This is a genomic window from Bordetella hinzii LMG 13501 (genome assembly GCF_001548475.1).
Classification (GTDB): domain Bacteria; phylum Pseudomonadota; class Gammaproteobacteria; order Burkholderiales; family Burkholderiaceae_B; genus Bordetella; species Bordetella hinzii.
Genome location: NZ_LRUJ01000054.1, coordinates 1 through 18,883 on the forward strand (window position 1 = coordinate 1; position 18,883 = coordinate 18,883).

Consider the following 18,883-nt stretch of genomic DNA (forward strand, 5'->3'; position numbering starts at 1 on the left):
CCCCCTCATCCTGGCCCTGGCCAATCCCACGCCCGAGATCCTGCCCGAGCTGGCCTGCTCGGTGCGCGATGACGTCGTCATGGCCACGGGCCGCTCGGACTACCCCAACCAGGTCAACAACGTCCTGTGCTTCCCCTATATCTTCCGCGGCGCGCTGGACGTGGGCGCCACCACCATCACCCGCGAGATGGAGAAGGCCGCCGTCTACGCCATCGCCAAGCTGGCCCAGGAAGAGCAGAGCGAAGTCGTGGCGGCCGCCTATGGCACATATGACCTGTCCTTCGGCCCGGACTATCTGATCCCCAAACCCTTCGATCCCCGCCTGATCGAGCGCATCGCGCCGGCGGTGGCGCGCGCGGCCATGGCCGACGGCGTGGCCACCCGGCCCATCGCCGACCTCGACGCCTATGTCGAGCAGCTGCAGCAATTCGTCTACCACTCCGGCGCCTTCATGAAACCGCTGTTCGCCATCGCCAAGCAGGTGGTGCGCGACCAGGGCAAGGCCCGCATCGTGTTCACCGAGGGCGAAGACGAGCGCGTGCTGCGCGCCGTGCAGGTCATCGTCGACGAAAAAATCGCCAAACCCATCCTCGTGGGCCGCCCCGCCGTGCTGTTGTCGCGCATCGAGAAATACGGCTTGCGCCTGCGCCTGGGCGAAGACGTTGAAGTCACCAACCCCGAATACGACGAGCGCTTCCATCAGTACTGGACCACCTACTGGGAGCTGATGAACCGCCGCGGCATCACCAAGGAAATGGCGCGCGTCGAAATGCGCCGCCGCATGACGCTGATCGGCGCCATGATGGTACGCCTGGGCGATGCCGACGGCATGGTCTGCGGCGCGGTGGGCGCCTATCACGACCACCTGCGCTTCATCGACGAAGTGCTGGGCAAACGCCCCGGCGCCAAGACTTATGCGGCGATGAACATCCTGCTGCTGGATCAACGCACCATCGCCCTGGTCGACACCCATGTCAACGAAGATCCCACGGCCGAACAGATCGCCGAATTCACCATTGCCGGCGCCGAAGAAATGAAGCGCCTGAACCTGGCGCCCAAAGTGGCCCTGCTGTCGCGCTCCAACTTCGGCTCGGGCAGTTCGGCTTCCGGCGCCAAGATGCGCGAAGCGCTGGAGCGGGTGCGCCAGCAGGCGCCGGAGCTGGAAATCGACGGCGAAATGCATGGCGACTGCGCGCTGGACGAGGCGCTGCGCCTGCGCATCCTGCCGTCCTCCACGCTCAAGGGAGCGGCCAATCTGCTGGTCTGCCCCAACGTGGACGCAGGCAACATCGCCTACAACCTGCTCAAGACGGCGGCCGGCGGCAATGTGGCGGTCGGCCCCTTCCTGCTGGGGGCCAATGCGCCGGTGAACATCCTGACCTCCAGCGCCACCGTGCGCCGCATCGTCAACATGGCGGCACTCACGGTCATTGACGCCAACCGGCCGGGCTGAGACCCGCCGGCCTGTCCCAAGCCGCCCTGACCGGGCGGCTTTTTTTCGTCCGCGCCATGCGCCCAAGCCAAGATCGGACGGCCTTCCTGCTGCTCACTTTCTGAGCGCCATGACACTTTCCAGACGTCGCCGAGCGGGGCGCGCGGCGGCCCGCCCCCGGGCGTTTCACGCCCTCCTGAAGCCCGGTTTTCCCCCTTGCCGGGCCAGATTTTCATGCTCCCGGAGAAGACTTTTCAGCTGCCAACGGGGGAGGGCGGACGGGTTTGGCAAGGAATCCGACCTGTGGATAACTACTGGGACGCGCGCTTGTGCACATTGTGTGCACCCAAGTTGAACAAGCCGGGCTTTTGGCTTCTGCCCAAAAACTTGTTCAACTTGGGCTTTCTCGCCAAACAGAGTTCTTGCACAGCCTAAAATCCGCCCAAGCCGTTGAAAAAGATACGGTTTTCAACGTTAAGGTAGTTATCCACAGGCCTTATTAATCATTAGTCTTTTTATAAAGAAAAAAAAAGGAAAAGCCAAAACATGCTTTCCCACCGCCACCACCCCACGGGGTCCCCGCCATGCGCATTCTGTTGATCGAAGACGAAGCCGACCTGGCGCACTGGCTGTCCCGCAGCCTCGCCCGCCACGCGGGCTTCGTCGTGGACTGGGCCGACAACGGCCTGCTTGCCGAACGCCGCCTGGCGCTGGAAGAATTCGATGCCGTTATCCTCGACCTCGGCCTGCCGGGCATGGATGGGCATACATTGCTCACCAAAATGCGAGCCCGCGACGACCGCACACCGGTTCTGGTGCTGACCGCGCGGGACTCGCTGGCCGAAAGAGTGGGCACCCTCCATGAAGGCGCGGACGATTTTTTGCCCAAACCTTTCGTGCTCGAGGAACTCGAAGCCCGGCTCACCGCCTTGATACGCCGCAGCCGTGGACGGGAGCATCCCCGACTGTCGCTGGGCAACCTGGTGCTGGATACTTCTGCCCAGCGATTTACGGTCGGCGGACAGAACCTGCAGTTATCCCCAAAGGAATACGCGGTGCTGCGCGTCCTCATCCAGCGCAGCGGCGAACCCATCAATAAACAGCAGATCCTGGACCGCATCCAGGGCGAGGACAGCGATGTCAACCTCGAAGCCATCGAAGTCCTGGTTCACCGCCTGCGCAAGAAACTGACCGATACCGGCGTGCAGATCGTCACGATGCGCGGCATGGGCTACAGCCTGGAGGCGGCTGTTGAAAACTCGTGATACGCCGGTGGCGCGCACATTGCGCGCCACATTGCTGCTTTGGCTGATTCCCGCGCTGGTCACCATCCTGGTCGCCGGCCTTTGGCTGTCCAACCAGCAACTGCGCGAACAGGTTGATATCGCCTACGATCGCGCGCTTGCCGGCGCGCTGCGTTCCATCGACCACAACATATCCACAGCGAGCGGTGGATTAAGTCTGGAGCTGCCCTACCTCATGCTGGAATTCTTCGAGCTGACGGCCAATGGCAGCGTGTACTACCGGGTGGCCACCGAAGATGGACTGGCCGAGATCGGCAATCCGGGCTTGCCCATGCCCGACCATCCGCTGCAATCCGGAAAACCGGAGTTCTTCTATGCCAGCTACGATGGCCAGCCGCTGCGGGTCGCGGCGCTGGCCCGCCCGATGGACCCGCCTTTGTATGCAAACCAGGGCGGCCGCGTCATCGTCCAGGTGGCCGAAGGCCTGGAAACCCGCGAGGACTTCTTAAATCGGGCGCTGCTGCGTTCGGTGGAGCGGGACGTCGCCGTGCTACTGATCAGCGTTTTGGCGGTCATATGGAGCGTTCTGATGGCTCTCAGGCCCCTTGAGCGGCTCAGGGACGAAGTCGCGCGCCGTTCCGCGGATGATTTAAGCCCCATCAGCGCGTCCGACGTCCCGGGTGAGGTCCTACCCCTACTGGAGGCCATAAATCTCCATACGGGCCGTTTTGAGGCCCAGGCGAGGGTCCAGCGGCAGTTCCTGGACGACGCTTCGCATCAGTTGCGCACGCCGCTGTCGGTTTTGCGCACGCAAACGGCCTATGCCTTGCGGGAAACCGACCCCCAGGAGATCCATGCCGCCCTGCTCGCCATGAAAGAGGGCCTGGACCGCGCGGTGCGCACGACCAACCAGATGCTGACCCTGGCCCGCGCCAAGGACGCCCCCTGGACCGAGGGCGGCCTGCCGCTGGAGACCGTGGACCTGGCCGAGCTGGCCGACAGCGTGAGCCGCTCGTTGTTGCCGGCCATCCGCATGAAGCGCATTGACTTCGGCCTGGAGCGGCCCGCCGAGCCCGTCCGCATCCAGGCTGCCGAAGGGCTGCTTCGCGAAGCCCTGTCCAACCTGCTGGACAATGCCTTGCGCTACAGCCCGGCCGGCAGCGAAGTCACCATCCGGGTCGGCAGCGGGCAGGGACAGGCCTGGGTCTGTGTGGAGGACGCCGGGCCGGGCATGTCCATGGAAGATATCGCGCACGCCAGCGTGCGCTTTCGCCGCGGGGCGGCGGGCAAGAACAAGCCCGGCGCCGGGCTGGGGCTGGCTATCGTGGGGACCATCGTCGGCATTCATGGCGGAACGCTCAAACTGGAAAATCGCGAACCCGGACCGGGCCTGCGCGCAACCTTGGTGTTTTCCCTAGGTTTTCCCGATAATGCTGCGTTGCATCAGAAAAACGGCCCGGTTTGAAAGCAAACGGAAAGGGTGGATTTTGTACGGTGCGGTTCCTGTCGGCGGCATGCCGGCCAAGAGTCCAACAACAATCGGAGACCGCATCCCATGCAGATCCTGCAAAAAATCCGTATCGGCGCCCTGGCGGCCCTGGGCATCCTCGGCGTGGGGGCCAGCCTGCAAGCACAGGCCGCCGGCGAACCGCGCCGCCCGGAATGCATCGCGCCGGCCCAGCCTGGCGGCGGCTTTGACCTTACCTGCCGCCTGGCCACCGAAGGCCTGAAGCAAAGCGGCGCCCTGAAGGCGCCCATGCGCATCGTCTACATGCCGGGCGGCATCGGGGCGGTGGCCTACAACAACATCGTCGCCCAGCATCCCAAGGAGCCGGGCACCATCGTGGCCTTCTCGGGCGGTTCGCTGCTCAACCTGGCCCAGGGCAAGTTCGGCAAGTACAACGTCAACGATGTCCGCTGGCTGGCCGGTATCGGCTCGGACTATGGCGTTGCCGTGGTGCGCAATGATTCGCCCTACAAGGACTTGAAGAGCCTGATGGAGGCCTTCAAGCAGGACCCGACCAAGATCGTCCTGGGCGCCGGCGGCACCGTGGGCAGCCAGGATTGGATGAAGGCCGCGTTGACCGCCAAGGCCGCCGGGGTGGATTTCCGCAAGATGCGCTTCGTGGCGTTTGAAGGCGGCGGCGAAGCCGTGACGGCCTTGCGCGGCGGCCATATTCAGGCCTACATGGGAGATGCGGCCGAGGCCTTCACCATGCTCGAAGGCGGCGCGCCCATCCGCGTGCTGGCGGTGTTCAACAGCGAACGCCTGCCGGGCAAGCTGGCCGACATCCCCACCGCCAAGGAGCAGGGCTACGACATCGTCTGGCCCATCATCCGCGGTTTCTATGTGGGCCCCAAGGTATCGGATGAGGACTACCAGTTCTGGGTCGACGCCTTCAACAAGGCGATGGCCTCGCCCGAATACGCCAAGCTGCGCGAGCAGCAAGGCCTGTTCCCCTTCACCAAGACGGGCAAGGAGCTTGATGACTACGTCAAGGAACAGGTCAAGCAATACACCGAGCTGGCTGACTCCTTCGGTTTGATCAAGAAGTAATTCCACGGCGCGCGCGCCCTGGGCGCGCCGCTGCCATTTCCCCTGCTTGGATCCCGGATCATGAACGATCGTTTGCTGGGCATTATTGCCCTGGTCCTGGCCGCCTTCATGACGTGGGCGGGCTGGGACATCGAGGCGCCTTTCGCCTACGAGCCCGTGGGCCCGCGCGCCTTTCCGCTGCTGATCGCGCTCATCATCGGCCTGTGCGGCCTGCGCCTGGCCATCAAGGGCGGGCATCCCGTCGAGCCCAATCCGCCGGGCGCCAATGCGCGCATCGCGCTGATGGTGCTGTTCGCGGCGGCCTATGCCTTTCTCTTCCAGTGGCTTGGTTTCATCATCGCCACGACCATCATGACCGTGGCCGTCGGCCGCCTGTTCGGCGGCTCGTGGGCCAAGGCGGCCGCGGGCGGCCTGGTGATGGGCCTGCTTTTCTTTCTGTTGTTCGACAAGGTCCTGGATGTCGTACTGCCGGGCGGCCTGCTGGAGGGTCTGATATGAGCGGCGTTCTCGATCATTTGTCCATGGGTTTTGGCGTGGCGTTTTCGCTCACCAACGTGCTCGTGGCGGCCATCGGCTCTTTCTTCGGCACCATGGTGGGCGTGCTGCCCGGGCTGGGTCCCATCAACGGCGTGGCCATGCTCATCCCCATCGCCTTCGCCATGAACCTGCCGCCGGAAACGGCGCTCATCCTGCTGGCCGCGGTCTATGTGGGCGCCGAGTATGGCGGGCGCATCACCTCCATCCTGCTGAACGTGCCAGGGGAGGCCAGCGCCATCATGACGACGCTGGACGGCTATCCCCTGGCGCGCCAGGGCATGGCCAATGTGGCCTTGTCACTGTCGGCCTGGTCGGCCTTCTTCGGCGCCATCGTGTCGGTCAGCGGCATCATCCTGCTGGCCCCCACGCTGGCCCGATGGGCGCTGGCCTTCGGACCGGCCGAGTATTTCGTGCTGATGGTCTTCGCGTTCTGCTGCCTGACCAGCCTGCTGGGCAAACAGCCGGTCAAGGGCGTGCTGGCGGCCATGATAGGCCTGGGCATTTCGGTCATCGGCGTGGATTCCAACTCGGGCGTCTACCGCTATACCTTCGAGTCGGTGCACCTGGCCGACGGCATTGACTTCGTGGTGGTGGTCATCGCCTTGTTTGCCGTGGCCGAAATGCTGGAGATGCTCGAAAAAGTCATCGGCGGACAAAGCGTCGAGGTCAAGCCCAGCGGACGCAAGCTTTTCAACCTGAAAGAACTGGCCTTTACCTGGTGGAGCGTGGTGCGCAGCGCGCTAGTGGGTTTCGGCGTGGGCGTGTTGCCGGGCGCGGGCGCCAGCGTGGCGGCGGCCGTGGCCTATTCGCAAGAAAAGCGCATCATCGAAGGCAAGGATCCCAATGCCAAGTTCGGCAAGGGCGATATGCGCGGGTTGGTGGCGCCGGAAGCGGCCGCCACGGCCTCGGCGGTCGGTTCCTTCGTGCCCATGCTGACCCTGGGCGTACCGGGCTCGGGCACCACGGCCGTGATGATGGGGGCGCTGACGCTCTACAACATCACGCCGGGCCCGGTGCTGTTCGAAAGCAAGCCGGAGCTGGTGTGGGGCCTGATCGCCTCGCTGTTTATCGCCAACGTGCTGCTTTTCGTGATGAACGTGCCCATGGTGCGGGTGTTCTCCAAAGTGCTGTCGGTGCCTGCCTGGCTGATGGTGCCCGGCATTCTGTGCATCAGCTACATCGGCGTCTATGCGATCAACGCCGGCAGCTTTGACCTCGTGATGGTCGTGGTGATCGGCACGATAGGCTACTTCCTGCGCAAGTTCGGCGTGCCCATGGCGCCGCTGGTGCTCGGCGTGGTGCTCGGCGACATGATGGAGCAGAACCTGCGCCGCGCCCTGTCCATCACCAATGGCGAGATCAGCGTGCTGTTCCAGAGCGGCGTCTCGGTGGGGCTGTGGATCGCCGCGCTGGCGGTGGTGGTCGTGCCGCAATCGCTGCGTTATCTGCGCCGTAAACATCAGGCGGCGTAGACGGCCAGGCCGGCTTGGCCGGCCACGCCAAAGCGTGATGCAAACGGGCTTCCCCAGACATACGGGGAAGCCCGTTTTTGTTTCCGCTCCTTGGGCAGAGACGCATGCGGACTGCCTTGGCGGGGGCGTCAACGATTTCTGTCGCCGGTTCTGAGCAGCCGGGCGATCTGTGCCGCGACGCTTTTCACCGCGGGTTTCGCGGCTTCGTTCTTGGGATAGGTCGCCACCACGAGATGGCGCTGGATCTGTGGTTCGATGATGCGGCACATGCGCAGGTCGTTCGACGGCGGGCTGCCTGCCAGTGCGCCTTCGGACAGGATGGCATAGCCCAGTCCCTGCCTGACGAAACGCAGCTGCGCCTCGAAGTTATCGACTTCGTGCTGGACACTCAGCGTCACGCCCAAGCGCCTGGCCGTCTGGTCCAGGATTTGGCGGATGGCGTGCTGGGGGCTGCCCAGGATCAAGGGCACGCCCTGCAGCGACTTGAAGCGGACTTCGTCGCGGATGGGGCCGCTGCCGGCGGGGCCGACGAGTTGTAAGGGCTCTGCCCGGATGAGGGTCTGTGTCATGCCGCGGCGCCTGGGCATCGCCGTGCAGACCGCGATATCGATATCGCCCCGCAATAGCCATTCCTGCAGGTGGCCGCTGAAGCTCTCCACCACGCGCACTTTCATTTTCTTGCGCGCGCCCGCGGCCAGCTTGACCGACAGCCTGCCGGCAACCGTGGGAACAATGCCGACCACCACTTCGCCCTGGTACATGGAGTCGATGGCCGAGGCTTCCACCAGGGCGGCCTGCAACTGGGCCACCAGAGGATGGATCCGTTCATACAGGGCGCGCGCGGCCGGCGTGGGCTGGGTGCCGCGTCCATGGCGATGAAACAGCGTCGCGCCGACAGCCTCTTCGAGCTGTTTGATGCGGGTCGAAAGACTAGGCTGGGAGAGATCCTGGATCAGCGCCGCATGGGAAAAAGAGCTGCTTTCCACCGCGCTGAGAAAGCAGGAGAGGTGTTTGAGATCGACATTTTTCAGCACGCAATGCAAGCCTTTTCGGTTCGTTGAGCCATAGGAATATCCAATACCTGTTATAGCTGAATCAAAGGGCTTATGGACTTGCGCTTCCTATCATTTCAGCTACCCCTTACGGGCGGAACACATGGAAGAACGAGGAAAACGATGACAATCAAGACAATGACGGGTCGCGTGCCGGCCGACAGGCTGCGCGACCAACCTGGCCAGATCGATGCCGGGCTGATAGAGCGCCTGCGGCGGCTGGATGATCTCTCCAGCCTGGTGTCGGATGTGCTCGACGAATTCGGCCTCGAGGGCACGGTGGCCGCCTCGGCGTTGAAAGGCACGCTGGACGCCACGGTCATCGGCACGGCCGTCACCCTGCGCAATGTCCCGCAGAACGTGAGCGCGCATATCAACGTCACGCGGCGCGACTGGAAGATGGCCGAGATCGAAGGCATCAATCAGGCAGAACCGGGCCAGGTTCTGGTGATCCAGGGATTGCCAGGTGTCTCGAACATGGGCGGTCTGATGGCCAGCATCGCCAAGCACCAGGGATTGGCGGCCGCCATCGTGGACGGCGGCGTGCGCGACATCGGGCATTCGCGCAGCATTGCCTTTCCGGTCTGGTCGCGCGACGTGACGCCACTGACGGGAAAATGGCGCTGCACGACCGTGGAGGTCAATGGCGCGATCCAGATCCAGGGCTGCCAGGTCGAGGCTGGGGACCTCGTGGTCGCCGATGAAACCGGCATCTGCTTCGTGCCGCGCGCCTGGGTGGAAAAGGTCGTCGCGCGTTGCGAGGAAATCGCGGCCTATGAAGCGCGCATAGCCCGGCTCACCGAATGCGGCGGCAGCACCATGCAGGATTTTCTGGATGCGCTTTACCGCAAGGCCTGAGCGGCGAGGATCGGAGCGAGGAGACTAGGAATGAACCACCATCACCGCATCAGGCGGCGCATGATTTTCGCGCTGGGCATCATGGCGGCATGGCCGGGCGCAAGCGTGTTCGCCGAATCGACGGCGCGCGCCTGGCCCAGCAGACCGCTCACGATCATCGTGGCCAATCCGGCCGGCTCGGCCACGGATACCTTGGCCCGTATCGCGGCCGAAGGCCTGAGCGCCGCGCTCAAGCAGGCCGTGATCATCGACAACAAGCCCGGCGCGCAGGGCATCATCGGCGTGCAGGCGCTCAAGTCCAGGCAGGGCGACGACCACACGCTGATTGTCAGTTTCAGCGGCTTGAACTCATCGAATCCCTGGCTGTTCAAGGAGCGGAAGTATCACTATCGTGATGATTTCACGCACATCGTGCCCCTGGTGCGCGCGCCGTCGCTGCTGCTGGTCAACGCGGATTCCGCCTGGCATAGCCTCGCCGAGCTGCTCGATGCGGCGCGCAAGAATCCCGCCGGGCTGGCCTATGCCTATGGACAGGCCACCAGCCAAGTCATGGGCGGGGCTTTCAATCGCGCCGGCGGCTTTCCGGAACTGCGCGGCATCCCTTACCGGGGGCAGCCGCAAGCCTTGGCGGACCTGATGGGCGGACGGGTCGATTTCATGTTTGCGGACCTGTCGGTGTCGCAGCCTTTCGTGGCCTCCGGCAAACTGCGGGCGCTGGGCATATCCACCCAGGCGCGCTCTAGCCTCATGCCGCAGGTCCCAACGCTGCAGGAGCAGGGACTGCCCGGCTACGACCTCGCCGCCTGGGTCGGATTGTCAGGGCCGAGCGGCATGTCGCCGGTGGTCGTCGAGCGCGTCAACCAGGTGGTGTCCCGGTATTTCGCCTCCGCGCCGGTACGCCAGCGGATCGGGCAATTGGGCTTTACGCCGCTGGAAGGCAGCCCGACGGAGTTTGCGCGCTTCGTGGACCGCGAATACGAACAGTGGGGCCGCGCCATCGCGGCGGCGGGGATAGAACCGCTCTAGCCGGCTGCGGGCAGGACGCGCAAACTCATCCTGCCCGGGGTCCTTAAACCTTGGTCAGGCGCTCGATGGCGGCGTCCAGGGTGGCGTCCTTCTTGGCGAAGCAGAAGCGCACGATGCGATGGTTGGAGCTGTCGGCCTGCGGGTCGCGATAGAAGGCCGAGACCGGGATCACGGTCACGCCGTGTTCGATGGTCAGCCGCTGGGCGAAGTCGCCTTCTTTTTCTTTGGAAATCCCGCTGTAGTCGGCCAGCATGAAGAAGGTGCCGGGGCTGGGCAGGGCGCGGAAGCGCGTGCCCGCCAGGCCTTCGGCAAGGCGGTTGCGCTTGGCCTCATAGAAGGCGGGCAGCTCCAGGTAGGGGCGGGGATCGGCCATGTATTCGGCCAATGCGAACTGCATGGGCGAGGACACGGTGAACACCATGAACTGATGCACCTTGCGCAACTCGGCGCTCAGCTGGCGCGGGGCGCAGCAATAGCCGATCTTCCAGCCGGTGGTGTGATAAGTCTTGCCGAACGAGGAAATCACGAAAGCATGGTCGGCCAGCAGCGGACGGCGCGCGATGCTGGCATGCGGTTTGCCATCGAACACGATGTGTTCATAGACTTCATCGGCCAGCAGCAGGATGCCGGTATCGCGCACGATGGCTTCGAGGGCATCCAGATCGCTGTCGTCCAGGATGGCGCCGGTCGGATTGTGCGGGAAGTTCAACATCAGCAGCCGCGTGCGCGGCGTGATGGCGTCGCGCACACGCTGCCAGTCCACACGGTAATACGGATCATCCAGGGTGGGCGCGCGCATGGGCACGGGCACGGCGGTGCCGCCGGCCAGCCGGATTGCCGGCAGATAGGAGTCGTAGCAGGGTTCGATGACCACGACCTCATCGCCGCTGTTCACGGCGGCCAGCACCGTGGCCATCAGTGCTTCGGTGGCGCCGCTGGTGACAGTGATCTCGGTCTCGGGATCATAGCGATGGCCATAGAGCGAGGCCACTTTGTCGGCGATGGCCGCGCGTAGCGGCGCCACGCCAGGCATATAGGGATATTGATTGTGTCCCGCGTCCATGGCCTTGGTGACGAGCTCACGCAGCTTGGGGTCGGGATCGAAGTCAGGGAAGCCCTGCCCGAGGTTGATGGCCTGGTGCTCGATGGCCAGGCGGCTCATGACAGTGAAAATGGTGGTCCCGACATCGGGCAGCTTGGAGCGGATCATGGCTATGGAAGGGTAGGGGGACGTTGAATCGGCGTCTGGTTGGGATGTAAGTATCCCAAAACTTTAAAGCACGGGCAGATATGTGCTCATGCCCGGGAGCCGCTGCAACAAAGCTATGGTCTGATAAGGATCTCACTTGTGAGACAAGTGAAAAAAAGCCACATACGGGTAAACAACAATATGTCTGCCCAACTCCAGATGAGTATGCTGGCCCTGCAGTTGATTCAAGCAGTGCGCAAGCCCGGTTAATGCCATTGTCGGCAAGCGACAAACGAAACGTACGGCGGTCACCGTTGTACGATAAGTTGGTGTCAGCGTCCTTGATTCACTTGCAATTCGTTTTTTTTCCAGGACGCTATAAAAATGGCTCAAAAGGGCAAAGTTAAGTGGTTCAACGCCGATAAGGGTTACGGTTTCATTACGCCGGACGGCGGTGGTACTGATGTGTTCGCGCACTTCTCCGCGATCCAAGGCCGGGGCTACCGCAGCCTCAACGAAGGCCAGGAAGTCGAATTCGAAGTCAAGGATGGTCCGAAAGGACCTCAAGCGGCCGAAATTCGCCCGCTCTAAGTCGGGAAATCCCTTTTTCCCGCTACGCCAGGCCTAACCCCCTGGCGCAACGCCCCAAGACCCAAAGTCTGGGGCGTTGTCATTTCTTGTTAGTGCACACTAACGCAAAGAAGAGGGCGCGGCGGCATGCCGCGCACCACCTCTGGATAACTTTGTGGATAAAAATCCGGGACGAGCTCTTTTTTGGCCCGTCCGAGAGCAGCCGCCGAGGCGAGGGGTCGTGGTTTTGCACAAAAGTCGGACCCGGATTTCCACATTGTTTTACCCAGGATGAGAGACTGTCCAATGCTGCTCAATCCTTGCGCTCGTCCCGTGGCCGGTCAAAAAAACCGAGCATTATCACGGAATTACGAATAAGGTCCTGCACCTGAGCCGGAAATCCGCTGAATAACTGTCGTGTCGCCGGGCGCGCGCGGGCTGAGTTTTCCACCGGCGGCCGCGGCCGGTTTTTCACAAAGATATCCCCACTGGACATCACAAAGCGCCGACCTTCGGTCAGCCTGTTTATAGGTCGGGCTTGTGGATAGTTTTGGGGATTAATGCCCGGCCGTGGCGAAATTGTCATCGTTCCTGCAAGCCAGGGTTTATCAACAGACTTGTGCGCGCGCCCTTACTCCTGAACAAGTCTGTGGAAAAGACGGACACTATTGACGCAATAGCTTTCTTTGTGCGGGTGTGGAACTATCGCGCGGCCGAGGGTTCAAATACTTATCCGCCGTTCCATGGCGGGTGTCTGTCCGCTGTCCTCTCCGCGGGTAGGGCGGTTTCAGCTTTTTGTTGGCTCATGTTTCACGTGAAACATCCTTTTTACCGGCTCGCTGGTGGCCTGTTCCACGTGAAACAACGATCACCCGGCCGATGTTCCACGTGAAACAGGCGGCTTTGCACGACATCTTCCGGAGCTGAGTATCCATCCAGTGGTTCGGCGATCGGCCTCGATTTCGTACCTATCACCCCACGGATTTGCCGGGCTTACGATGTTTCACGTGAAACATCAGGGGGGCTGACTCTATAATGCCTCTTAGAAAGCCCATTCTTGCTCTCCCCCCACACCATGGATTACCCCCGCGAATTTGACGTCATCGTCGTCGGTGGCGGCCACGCCGGCACCGAGGCGGCGTTGGCAGCTGCCCGCACAGGCGCCCAGACCCTGCTGCTGACGCACAATATCGAGACCCTAGGCCAGATGTCCTGCAACCCCTCCATTGGGGGGATAGGCAAGGGGCACTTGGTCAAAGAGGTGGACGCCCTGGGCGGCGCGATGGCGATCGCAACCGACGAAGCGGGTATCCAGTTCCGTATTCTCAACGGATCGAAAGGCCCAGCCGTACGCGCCACCCGCGCCCAGGCCGACCGGGTGCTGTACCGCAAGGCGATCCGGCATCGGCTCGAAAACCAGCCCAATCTCTGGTTGTTCCAACAAGCGGTTGAAGACCTGATGGTTGAAGGCGACAAGGTCGTCGGCGCCGTCACGCAGATTGGTCTGAAGTTCCGTGCCCGCGCGGTTGTATTGACCGCGGGTACTTTTCTCAACGGCCTGATCCACGTGGGACTGCAGAATTATTCCGGGGGCAGGGCAGGGGATCCGCCCGCCATATCCCTGGGCCAGCGCCTGAAGGAACTCAAGCTGCCACAAGGCCGCCTGAAGACCGGCACGCCGCCGCGCATCGATGGCCGGACCATCAATTACGCAGTCCTGGAAGAACAGCCAGGCGACCTGGACCCGGTGCCCGTTTTTTCTTTCATGGGTTCGGCTGCCCTGCATCCGCGCCAATTGCCTTGCTGGATCACGCACACCAATGAGCGCACCCACGAGATCATTCGCGGGGGCTTGGACCGTTCTCCTATGTATAGCGGCGTGATCGAGGGTGTGGGACCTCGCTACTGCCCGTCCATCGAGGACAAGATCCACCGCTTCGCCGACAAGGCTTCGCACCAGGTATTCCTGGAGCCCGAGGGCCTGGATACCCATGAGGTCTATCCCAACGGGGTGTCCACCAGCTTGCCCTTCGATGTGCAATACGAGCTGATCCACTCCCTGCCAGGCCTGGAGCAGGCCCATATCCTGCGCCCCGGCTATGCCATCGAGTACGACTACTTTGATCCACGTGGATTGAAGAGCAGCCTGGAGACCAAGGCCATCTCGGGACTGTTCTTCGCAGGGCAGATCAACGGGACAACAGGCTATGAAGAGGCAGCCGCCCAGGGTCTGCTGGCGGGCGTGAATGCCGCCCTATACGCCAATGGACGCGAGAGCTGGGTGCCGCGGCGCGACGAGGCCTACCTCGGCGTGCTGGTCGACGACCTCGTGACCCGGGGCGTGACCGAGCCCTATCGCATGTTCACCTCGCGGGCCGAGTACCGCCTGAGCCTGCGCGAAGACAATGCCGACCTGCGCCTGACCGAAATCGGCCGCAAGCTGGGCCTGGTCGATGATGCGCGCTGGGATGCCTTCAACCGCAAGCGGGATGCAGTCGAAGCCGAAGTGCAGCGCCTGCAATCGACCTGGGTCAATCCGCGGCTGTTGCCCGAGGAAGCGGCGCAGGCCCTGCTGGGTAAGGCCATCGAGCGCGAGTATTCACTGGCCGACCTGCTCAAGCGTCCCAACCTCAGCTATGCAGCCTTGATGCAGGCCCGCGATGGCCAAGGGCGGCTGCTTGCGGGACCGGGCGTCCTGGGGGATGCCGTCCTCGCCGAACAGGTCGAGATCCAGATCAAGTACGCCGGCTATATCGCGCGCCAGCGCGACGAGGTGCAAAAGCATTCCGCGCACGAACAACAGCCCATCCCGGCCGACATTGACTACGACACGGTCACCAGCCTGTCGTTTGAAGTCCGCCAGAAGCTCAAGACCCATCGGCCCGAGACCGTGGGTCAGGCCGCGCGCATCTCGGGCGTGACGCCGGCGGCGATCTCGCTGCTGCTCATCCACTTGAAGCGCCTGCATTACGGCTCGCGCAAGCAGGCCGCATGAGCACCTTGCCCGAAGACATTGCCGCCTCCCAGCGGCTGGAGCAGGCATGCCAGGCATTGCAGCTGTCGGCCAGCCCCGACCAGCAGGAAAAACTGCTGCGCTACATGGCGCAGATGCAGCGCTGGAACCGCACCTACAACCTCACCGCCATACGCGACCCGGAACAGATGCTGATCCAGCATCTGTTCGACAGCTTGTCCGTCGTGGAACCCTTGGCCCAGTCCCTGCAGGGCCGCCCGGCCAAGATCTACGACGTCGGGTCGGGTGGAGGGCTGCCTGGCGTGGTCCTGGCCATCATGCAGCCGGACTGGGACATCACCTGCGTGGACGCGGTGGAGAAAAAGACGGCCTTCGTGCAACAGATGGCCGGCGCGCTCATGTTGCCCAATCTGCACGCCATGCACGCGCGCATCGAGCGTGTGGCGCCCGCGGACTGTGATGTCGTGATCTCTCGCGCCTTTGCATCGTTGCAGGATTTCGCGAATTGGGCCGGCCGCCACGTCCGTCCGGATGGTACCCTCGTCGCCATGAAGGGCAAGGTCCCCGGCGAGGAAATCGAAGCATTGCCGGCCGCCTGGCAGGTCGAACGTATTCAGTCATTGCACGTGCCAGAACTCGATGCCGAGCGCTGCCTCATCTGGATGCGCCGCAGTCAAGGAACCCTATGAACAATATTCCGCCCACCAAATCCGCCCGTGTATTTTGTATCGCCAACCAGAAAGGAGGCGTGGGCAAGACCACGACGGCGATCAACCTCGCGGCGGGTCTGGCCACCCATCAACAACGTGTCCTGCTGGTCGATCTGGATCCCCAGGGCAATGCGACGATGGGCAGCGGCATCGACAAGAACTCCCTGCAGTCCAATCTCTATCAGGTCCTGATTGGCGAGGCGAGCATTGAGGACGCGCGCGTGCGTTCCGAGTCCGGCGGCTATGATGTGCTGCCCGCCAACCGCGAGCTTTCCGGCGCGGAAATCGACTTGGTGCAAATGGAAGAGCGCGAGCGCCAGCTCAAGCTCGCCATCGAACGCATCGCCGGCCAGTATGATTTCGTGCTGATCGATTGCCCCCCGACCTTGTCGCTTTTGACCCTTAACGGGCTCGCAGCGGCGCACGGGGTGATTATTCCCATGCAGTGCGAGTACTTTGCCCTGGAAGGCCTGTCCGACCTGGTCAACACCATCAAGCGCGTGCATCGCAATATCAACAACGATCTGCGCGTCATCGGCCTTCTGCGTGTGATGTTCGATCCGCGCATGACGCTGCAGCAACAGGTGTCGGCCCAGCTGGAGGCCCACTTCGGCGACAAAGTGTTCAACACGGTCGTGCCGCGCAATGTGCGGCTGGCCGAAGCGCCCAGCTATGGCATGCCGGGCGTGGTGTATGACCGCGCTTCGCGTGGAGCGCAAGCCTATATCTCCTTCGGCGCCGAAATGATAGAGCGCGTAAAGGCGATGTAGTAAGCGGCGCCGGGCCCCCCGGGGCTGCGCCGCCACACGATTCAAGACAATGCATCTTGCTGCGTTGAAGAAAGAGGACTCATAAGATGGCTACCAAGAAACCCAAGGGCCTGGGCCGAGGGCTGGATGCCTTGCTCGGGGCGGACGCCCCGGTGATCGACAACATCGGCAAGGCGCGCCCCGAAGGCCCCCCGACCGTGCTGGATATCGACAAGCTGCGCGCCGGCAAGTACCAGCCGCGCACCCGCATGGACGAGGGCGCCCTGAACGAGCTGGCCGAGTCCATCCGCACCCAGGGCATCATGCAGCCCATCCTGGTGCGCGAGCTGGCCGGCGGCAGCGCCGGCGTGTACGAAATCATCGCCGGCGAGCGCCGCTTCCGCGCCGCCCAGCTGGCCGGCCTGAAGGAAGTGCCGGTGCTGGTGCGCGAGGTGGCCGACGAAAACGCGGCCATCATGGCGCTGATCGAGAACATCCAGCGCGAAGATCTCAATCCGCTCGAAGAAGCGCATGGCGTGCGCCGCCTGCTCGATGAGTTCGGCCTGACCCACGAGCAGGCTGCCCAGGCTATCGGCCGCTCGCGTTCGGCGACCAGCAATCTGCTGCGCCTGCTCAACCTGGCCGCGCCCGTGCAGACCATGCTGCTGGCCGGCGATATCGACATGGGCCATGCCCGGGCCCTGCTGGCCGTCGATGCCGCCATGCAGATCCAGCTGGCCAACCTCATCATCGCCCGCCGCCTGTCCGTGCGCGAGGCCGAGAAGCTGGTGGCCAAGACCGTAAAGGACGCCGAAGCCTCGCCCAAGAAGAAAAGCGTGGGCGCGTCGCGCGATGTCGCCCGTCTCGAAGAAGCGCTCTCCGATCATCTCGGCACGCGCGTGACGCTGAAGATAGGCGCGCGCGAAAAAGGCCAGATCATGATTGATTTCCATGGCTGGGAACATCTGAACTCCCTGCTGGAGCGCCAAGGCCTGGCGGGAGTGATCGATGCCTGAGCGCGCGCTGCCGCGCGTCGCGCTGCTGGCCACGGGTGGCACGATTGCCGGTGTCCAGGACAGCGCCGACAGCGCGTCCTATCGTGCCGGCAGCGTAAGCGCCGAAGCCTTGCTGCAGGCCGTGCCAGGCCTGCAGCGCGTGGCCCATGTGCTGCCCGAGCAACTGGCCAATGTCGGCAGCCAGAACATGACCTATGACGTGTGGCGTGCGCTCGCCGCCCGTGTGGCCGAACTCTGCGCCGACCCAAGTGTCCACGGAGTGGTCATTACCCACGGCACGGATACGCTTGAAGAGACCGCGTATTTCCTGAGCCTGGTGTTGCCCTTCGACAAGCCGGTGGTGCTGGTCGGCGCAATGCGCCCGGCCACGGCCCTGAGCGCCGACGGCCCGCGCAACCTGCTCAATGCGGTGACCATTGCCGCGCATGCCCAGAGCCGCGGCCGCGGGCCTCTGGTCACCATGAACGACGATATCCACTATGCGCGCGCGGTACAGAAGATGTCCTGCGGCGGCGTGGACGCCTTCGCCTCGCCCAACAGCGGCCGGGCAGGGTGGGTGCGTGGCAGCCAGGTCGGCTTCTACGGGTCGGCCGATATCGCCAGCGCCGCGGCCAAGCAGGTCTTCAGCCTGCCGCTGCCCCCGGCGCGCAACTGGCCCCGCGTGGAGATCGCCTATGCCTGCGTGGACATGGATGGCAAGCTCATCGACTTCATGGCGAGCTACGCCCAGGGCATCGTGCTGGCGGGAGTCGGCGATGGCAACGCCACGGCCGACGCCATCATGGCGCTGGACCGTGCCGTCTCGCATGGTGTGATCGTGGTGCGCGCCACACGCACCGGCTCAGGCCGCGTAACGCGCAACATCGAAGTCGACGACGATGGCCATGGCACCATCGCCGCCGGCGAACTCAATCCGCAGAAAGCGCGCATCCTGCTCACGCTGGGGCTGATGCATTCCCACGACCCGGCCGCGCTGCAGCAGCTTTTTAACCACTATTGATCCCCCGCGGAAACGGGATTGCGCCGGGCCGCCTGGCCCGGTTTGACACCGATAATAAATGTGTTCATAATCTCGTTTCTCTCAGGAGGGGTGCCCGAGTGGTTAAAGGGGGCAGACTGTAAATCTGTTGGCCTTGCGCCTACGTTGGTTCGAATCCAACCTCCTCCACCAAGAGAAACCATTTCAAATCCAGGCGCGGTATTGGCCTGGATTTGCATCTGAGGCAGTCATGTCTCGGTGCTGCGAACCACACGCGAAGTGGTAGTGAAGCAAGGTGAAAGGGTAGCCGCGGGTGTAGCTCAATGGTAGAGCAGAAGCCTTCCAAGCTTACGACGAGGGTTCGATTCCCTTCACCCGCTCCAAAATGCCCATGTGGCTCAGTGGTAGAGCACTCCCTTGGTAAGGGAGAGGTCACGCGTTCGATCCGCGTCATGGGCACCAGAATTCTCTAATCTTTTCTTCAGTCAGAAGCTTCAATCCAGGTCCAGGAGTCAGCC

At 63.2% G+C, this 18,883-nt stretch carries 16 protein-coding genes and 3 tRNA genes; 17 read left to right on the plus strand and 2 right to left on the minus strand.

The features are described from left to right. The 6 genes from AXA74_RS22220 to AXA74_RS22245 form a co-directional block, all read left to right on the plus strand. On the plus strand, nucleotides 1–1,453 hold a 1,453-nt coding region (locus tag AXA74_RS22220; RefSeq protein WP_248845117.1), incomplete at its 5' end, for a phosphate acyltransferase. 563 nt (nucleotides 1,454–2,016) lie between these two features. Then, nucleotides 2,017–2,697, plus strand: a complete 681-nt coding sequence (locus AXA74_RS22225) for a response regulator (protein WP_029577893.1) — start codon at nucleotides 2,017–2,019, stop codon at nucleotides 2,695–2,697. 7 nt (nucleotides 2,698–2,704) lie between these two features. Beyond that, nucleotides 2,705–4,141 (plus strand): sensor histidine kinase, encoded by a 1,437-nt coding sequence (locus tag AXA74_RS22230; protein ID WP_032955809.1) that lies wholly within the window; start codon nucleotides 2,705–2,707, stop codon nucleotides 4,139–4,141. 90 nt (nucleotides 4,142–4,231) lie between these two features. Then, a complete protein-coding gene (locus AXA74_RS22235; RefSeq protein ID WP_029577891.1) occupies nucleotides 4,232–5,233 on the plus strand; it encodes a Bug family tripartite tricarboxylate transporter substrate binding protein in 1,002 nt (333 codons plus the stop codon). Between the two features lie 60 nt (nucleotides 5,234–5,293). Continuing rightward, nucleotides 5,294–5,731: a tripartite tricarboxylate transporter TctB family protein gene (locus AXA74_RS22240; protein WP_029577890.1), complete on the plus strand. Its 438-nt coding sequence runs from the start codon at nucleotides 5,294–5,296 to the stop codon at nucleotides 5,729–5,731. After that, nucleotides 5,728–7,242 carry a tripartite tricarboxylate transporter permease gene (locus tag AXA74_RS22245; protein WP_029577889.1) on the plus strand — a complete coding sequence of 505 codons (1,515 nt, stop codon included), beginning with the start codon at nucleotides 5,728–5,730 and terminating at the stop codon, nucleotides 7,240–7,242. The genes AXA74_RS22240 and AXA74_RS22245 overlap by 4 nt, the downstream gene beginning before the upstream one ends. A 128-nt stretch (nucleotides 7,243–7,370) precedes the next feature. Here the strand turns inward: AXA74_RS22245 and AXA74_RS22250 are convergent, their stop codons facing one another. Continuing rightward, a complete protein-coding gene (locus AXA74_RS22250; RefSeq protein ID WP_126623640.1) occupies nucleotides 7,371–8,276 on the minus strand; it encodes a LysR family transcriptional regulator in 906 nt (301 codons plus the stop codon). A gap of 141 nt (nucleotides 8,277–8,417) precedes the next feature. Here AXA74_RS22250 and AXA74_RS22255 point away from each other — a divergent pair, with 141 nt between their 5' ends. Together AXA74_RS22255 and AXA74_RS22260 are read left to right on the plus strand one after the other, a co-directional pair. Continuing rightward, nucleotides 8,418–9,152, plus strand: coding sequence for an RraA family protein (locus AXA74_RS22255; RefSeq protein WP_157736122.1), 735 nt, complete (start codon nucleotides 8,418–8,420; stop codon nucleotides 9,150–9,152). 30 nt (nucleotides 9,153–9,182) lie between these two features. Further along, nucleotides 9,183–10,178, plus strand: a complete 996-nt coding sequence (locus AXA74_RS22260) for a Bug family tripartite tricarboxylate transporter substrate binding protein (protein ID WP_029577886.1) — start codon at nucleotides 9,183–9,185, stop codon at nucleotides 10,176–10,178. Between the two features lie 43 nt (nucleotides 10,179–10,221). Here the strand turns inward: AXA74_RS22260 and AXA74_RS22265 are convergent, their stop codons facing one another. Next, nucleotides 10,222–11,388: a pyridoxal phosphate-dependent aminotransferase gene (locus AXA74_RS22265; RefSeq protein WP_029577885.1), complete on the minus strand. Its 1,167-nt coding sequence runs from the start codon at nucleotides 11,386–11,388 to the stop codon at nucleotides 10,222–10,224. A 363-nt stretch (nucleotides 11,389–11,751) separates the two neighbouring features. Here AXA74_RS22265 and AXA74_RS24030 point away from each other — a divergent pair, with 363 nt between their 5' ends. From AXA74_RS24030 to AXA74_RS22305, 9 genes are all read left to right on the plus strand, one after another. Beyond that, nucleotides 11,752–11,958, plus strand: coding sequence for a cold-shock protein (locus AXA74_RS24030; protein ID WP_029577884.1), 207 nt, complete (start codon nucleotides 11,752–11,754; stop codon nucleotides 11,956–11,958). A 1,054-nt stretch (nucleotides 11,959–13,012) separates the two neighbouring features. Beyond that, on the plus strand, nucleotides 13,013–14,932 hold the full coding sequence (gene mnmG, locus AXA74_RS22270; protein ID WP_032978999.1) for a tRNA uridine-5-carboxymethylaminomethyl(34) synthesis enzyme MnmG: 1,920 nt from the start codon (nucleotides 13,013–13,015) through the stop codon (nucleotides 14,930–14,932). Next, nucleotides 14,929–15,600, plus strand: coding sequence for a 16S rRNA (guanine(527)-N(7))-methyltransferase RsmG (rsmG, locus tag AXA74_RS22275; protein ID WP_029577882.1), 672 nt, complete (start codon nucleotides 14,929–14,931; stop codon nucleotides 15,598–15,600). Before mnmG ends, rsmG begins: the two co-directional genes overlap by 4 nt. Then, nucleotides 15,597–16,391, plus strand: coding sequence for a ParA family protein (locus AXA74_RS22280; protein ID WP_029577881.1), 795 nt, complete (start codon nucleotides 15,597–15,599; stop codon nucleotides 16,389–16,391). Before rsmG ends, AXA74_RS22280 begins: the two co-directional genes overlap by 4 nt. 86 nt (nucleotides 16,392–16,477) lie before the next feature. Beyond that, nucleotides 16,478–17,386 carry a ParB/RepB/Spo0J family partition protein gene (locus tag AXA74_RS22285; RefSeq protein ID WP_032972805.1) on the plus strand — a complete coding sequence of 303 codons (909 nt, stop codon included), beginning with the start codon at nucleotides 16,478–16,480 and terminating at the stop codon, nucleotides 17,384–17,386. After that, nucleotides 17,379–18,386, plus strand: coding sequence for an asparaginase (locus tag AXA74_RS22290; protein ID WP_029577879.1), 1,008 nt, complete (start codon nucleotides 17,379–17,381; stop codon nucleotides 18,384–18,386). Before AXA74_RS22285 ends, AXA74_RS22290 begins: the two co-directional genes overlap by 8 nt. An 84-nt stretch (nucleotides 18,387–18,470) precedes the next feature. Beyond that, nucleotides 18,471–18,557: transfer RNA gene (locus AXA74_RS22295), tRNA-Tyr, on the plus strand. A gap of 117 nt (nucleotides 18,558–18,674) precedes the next feature. Continuing rightward, nucleotides 18,675–18,748, plus strand: a tRNA-Gly gene (locus AXA74_RS22300). 4 nt (nucleotides 18,749–18,752) lie between these two features. Next, nucleotides 18,753–18,827, plus strand: a tRNA-Thr gene (locus tag AXA74_RS22305). The last annotated feature ends 56 nt before the right edge of the window (nucleotides 18,828–18,883 follow it).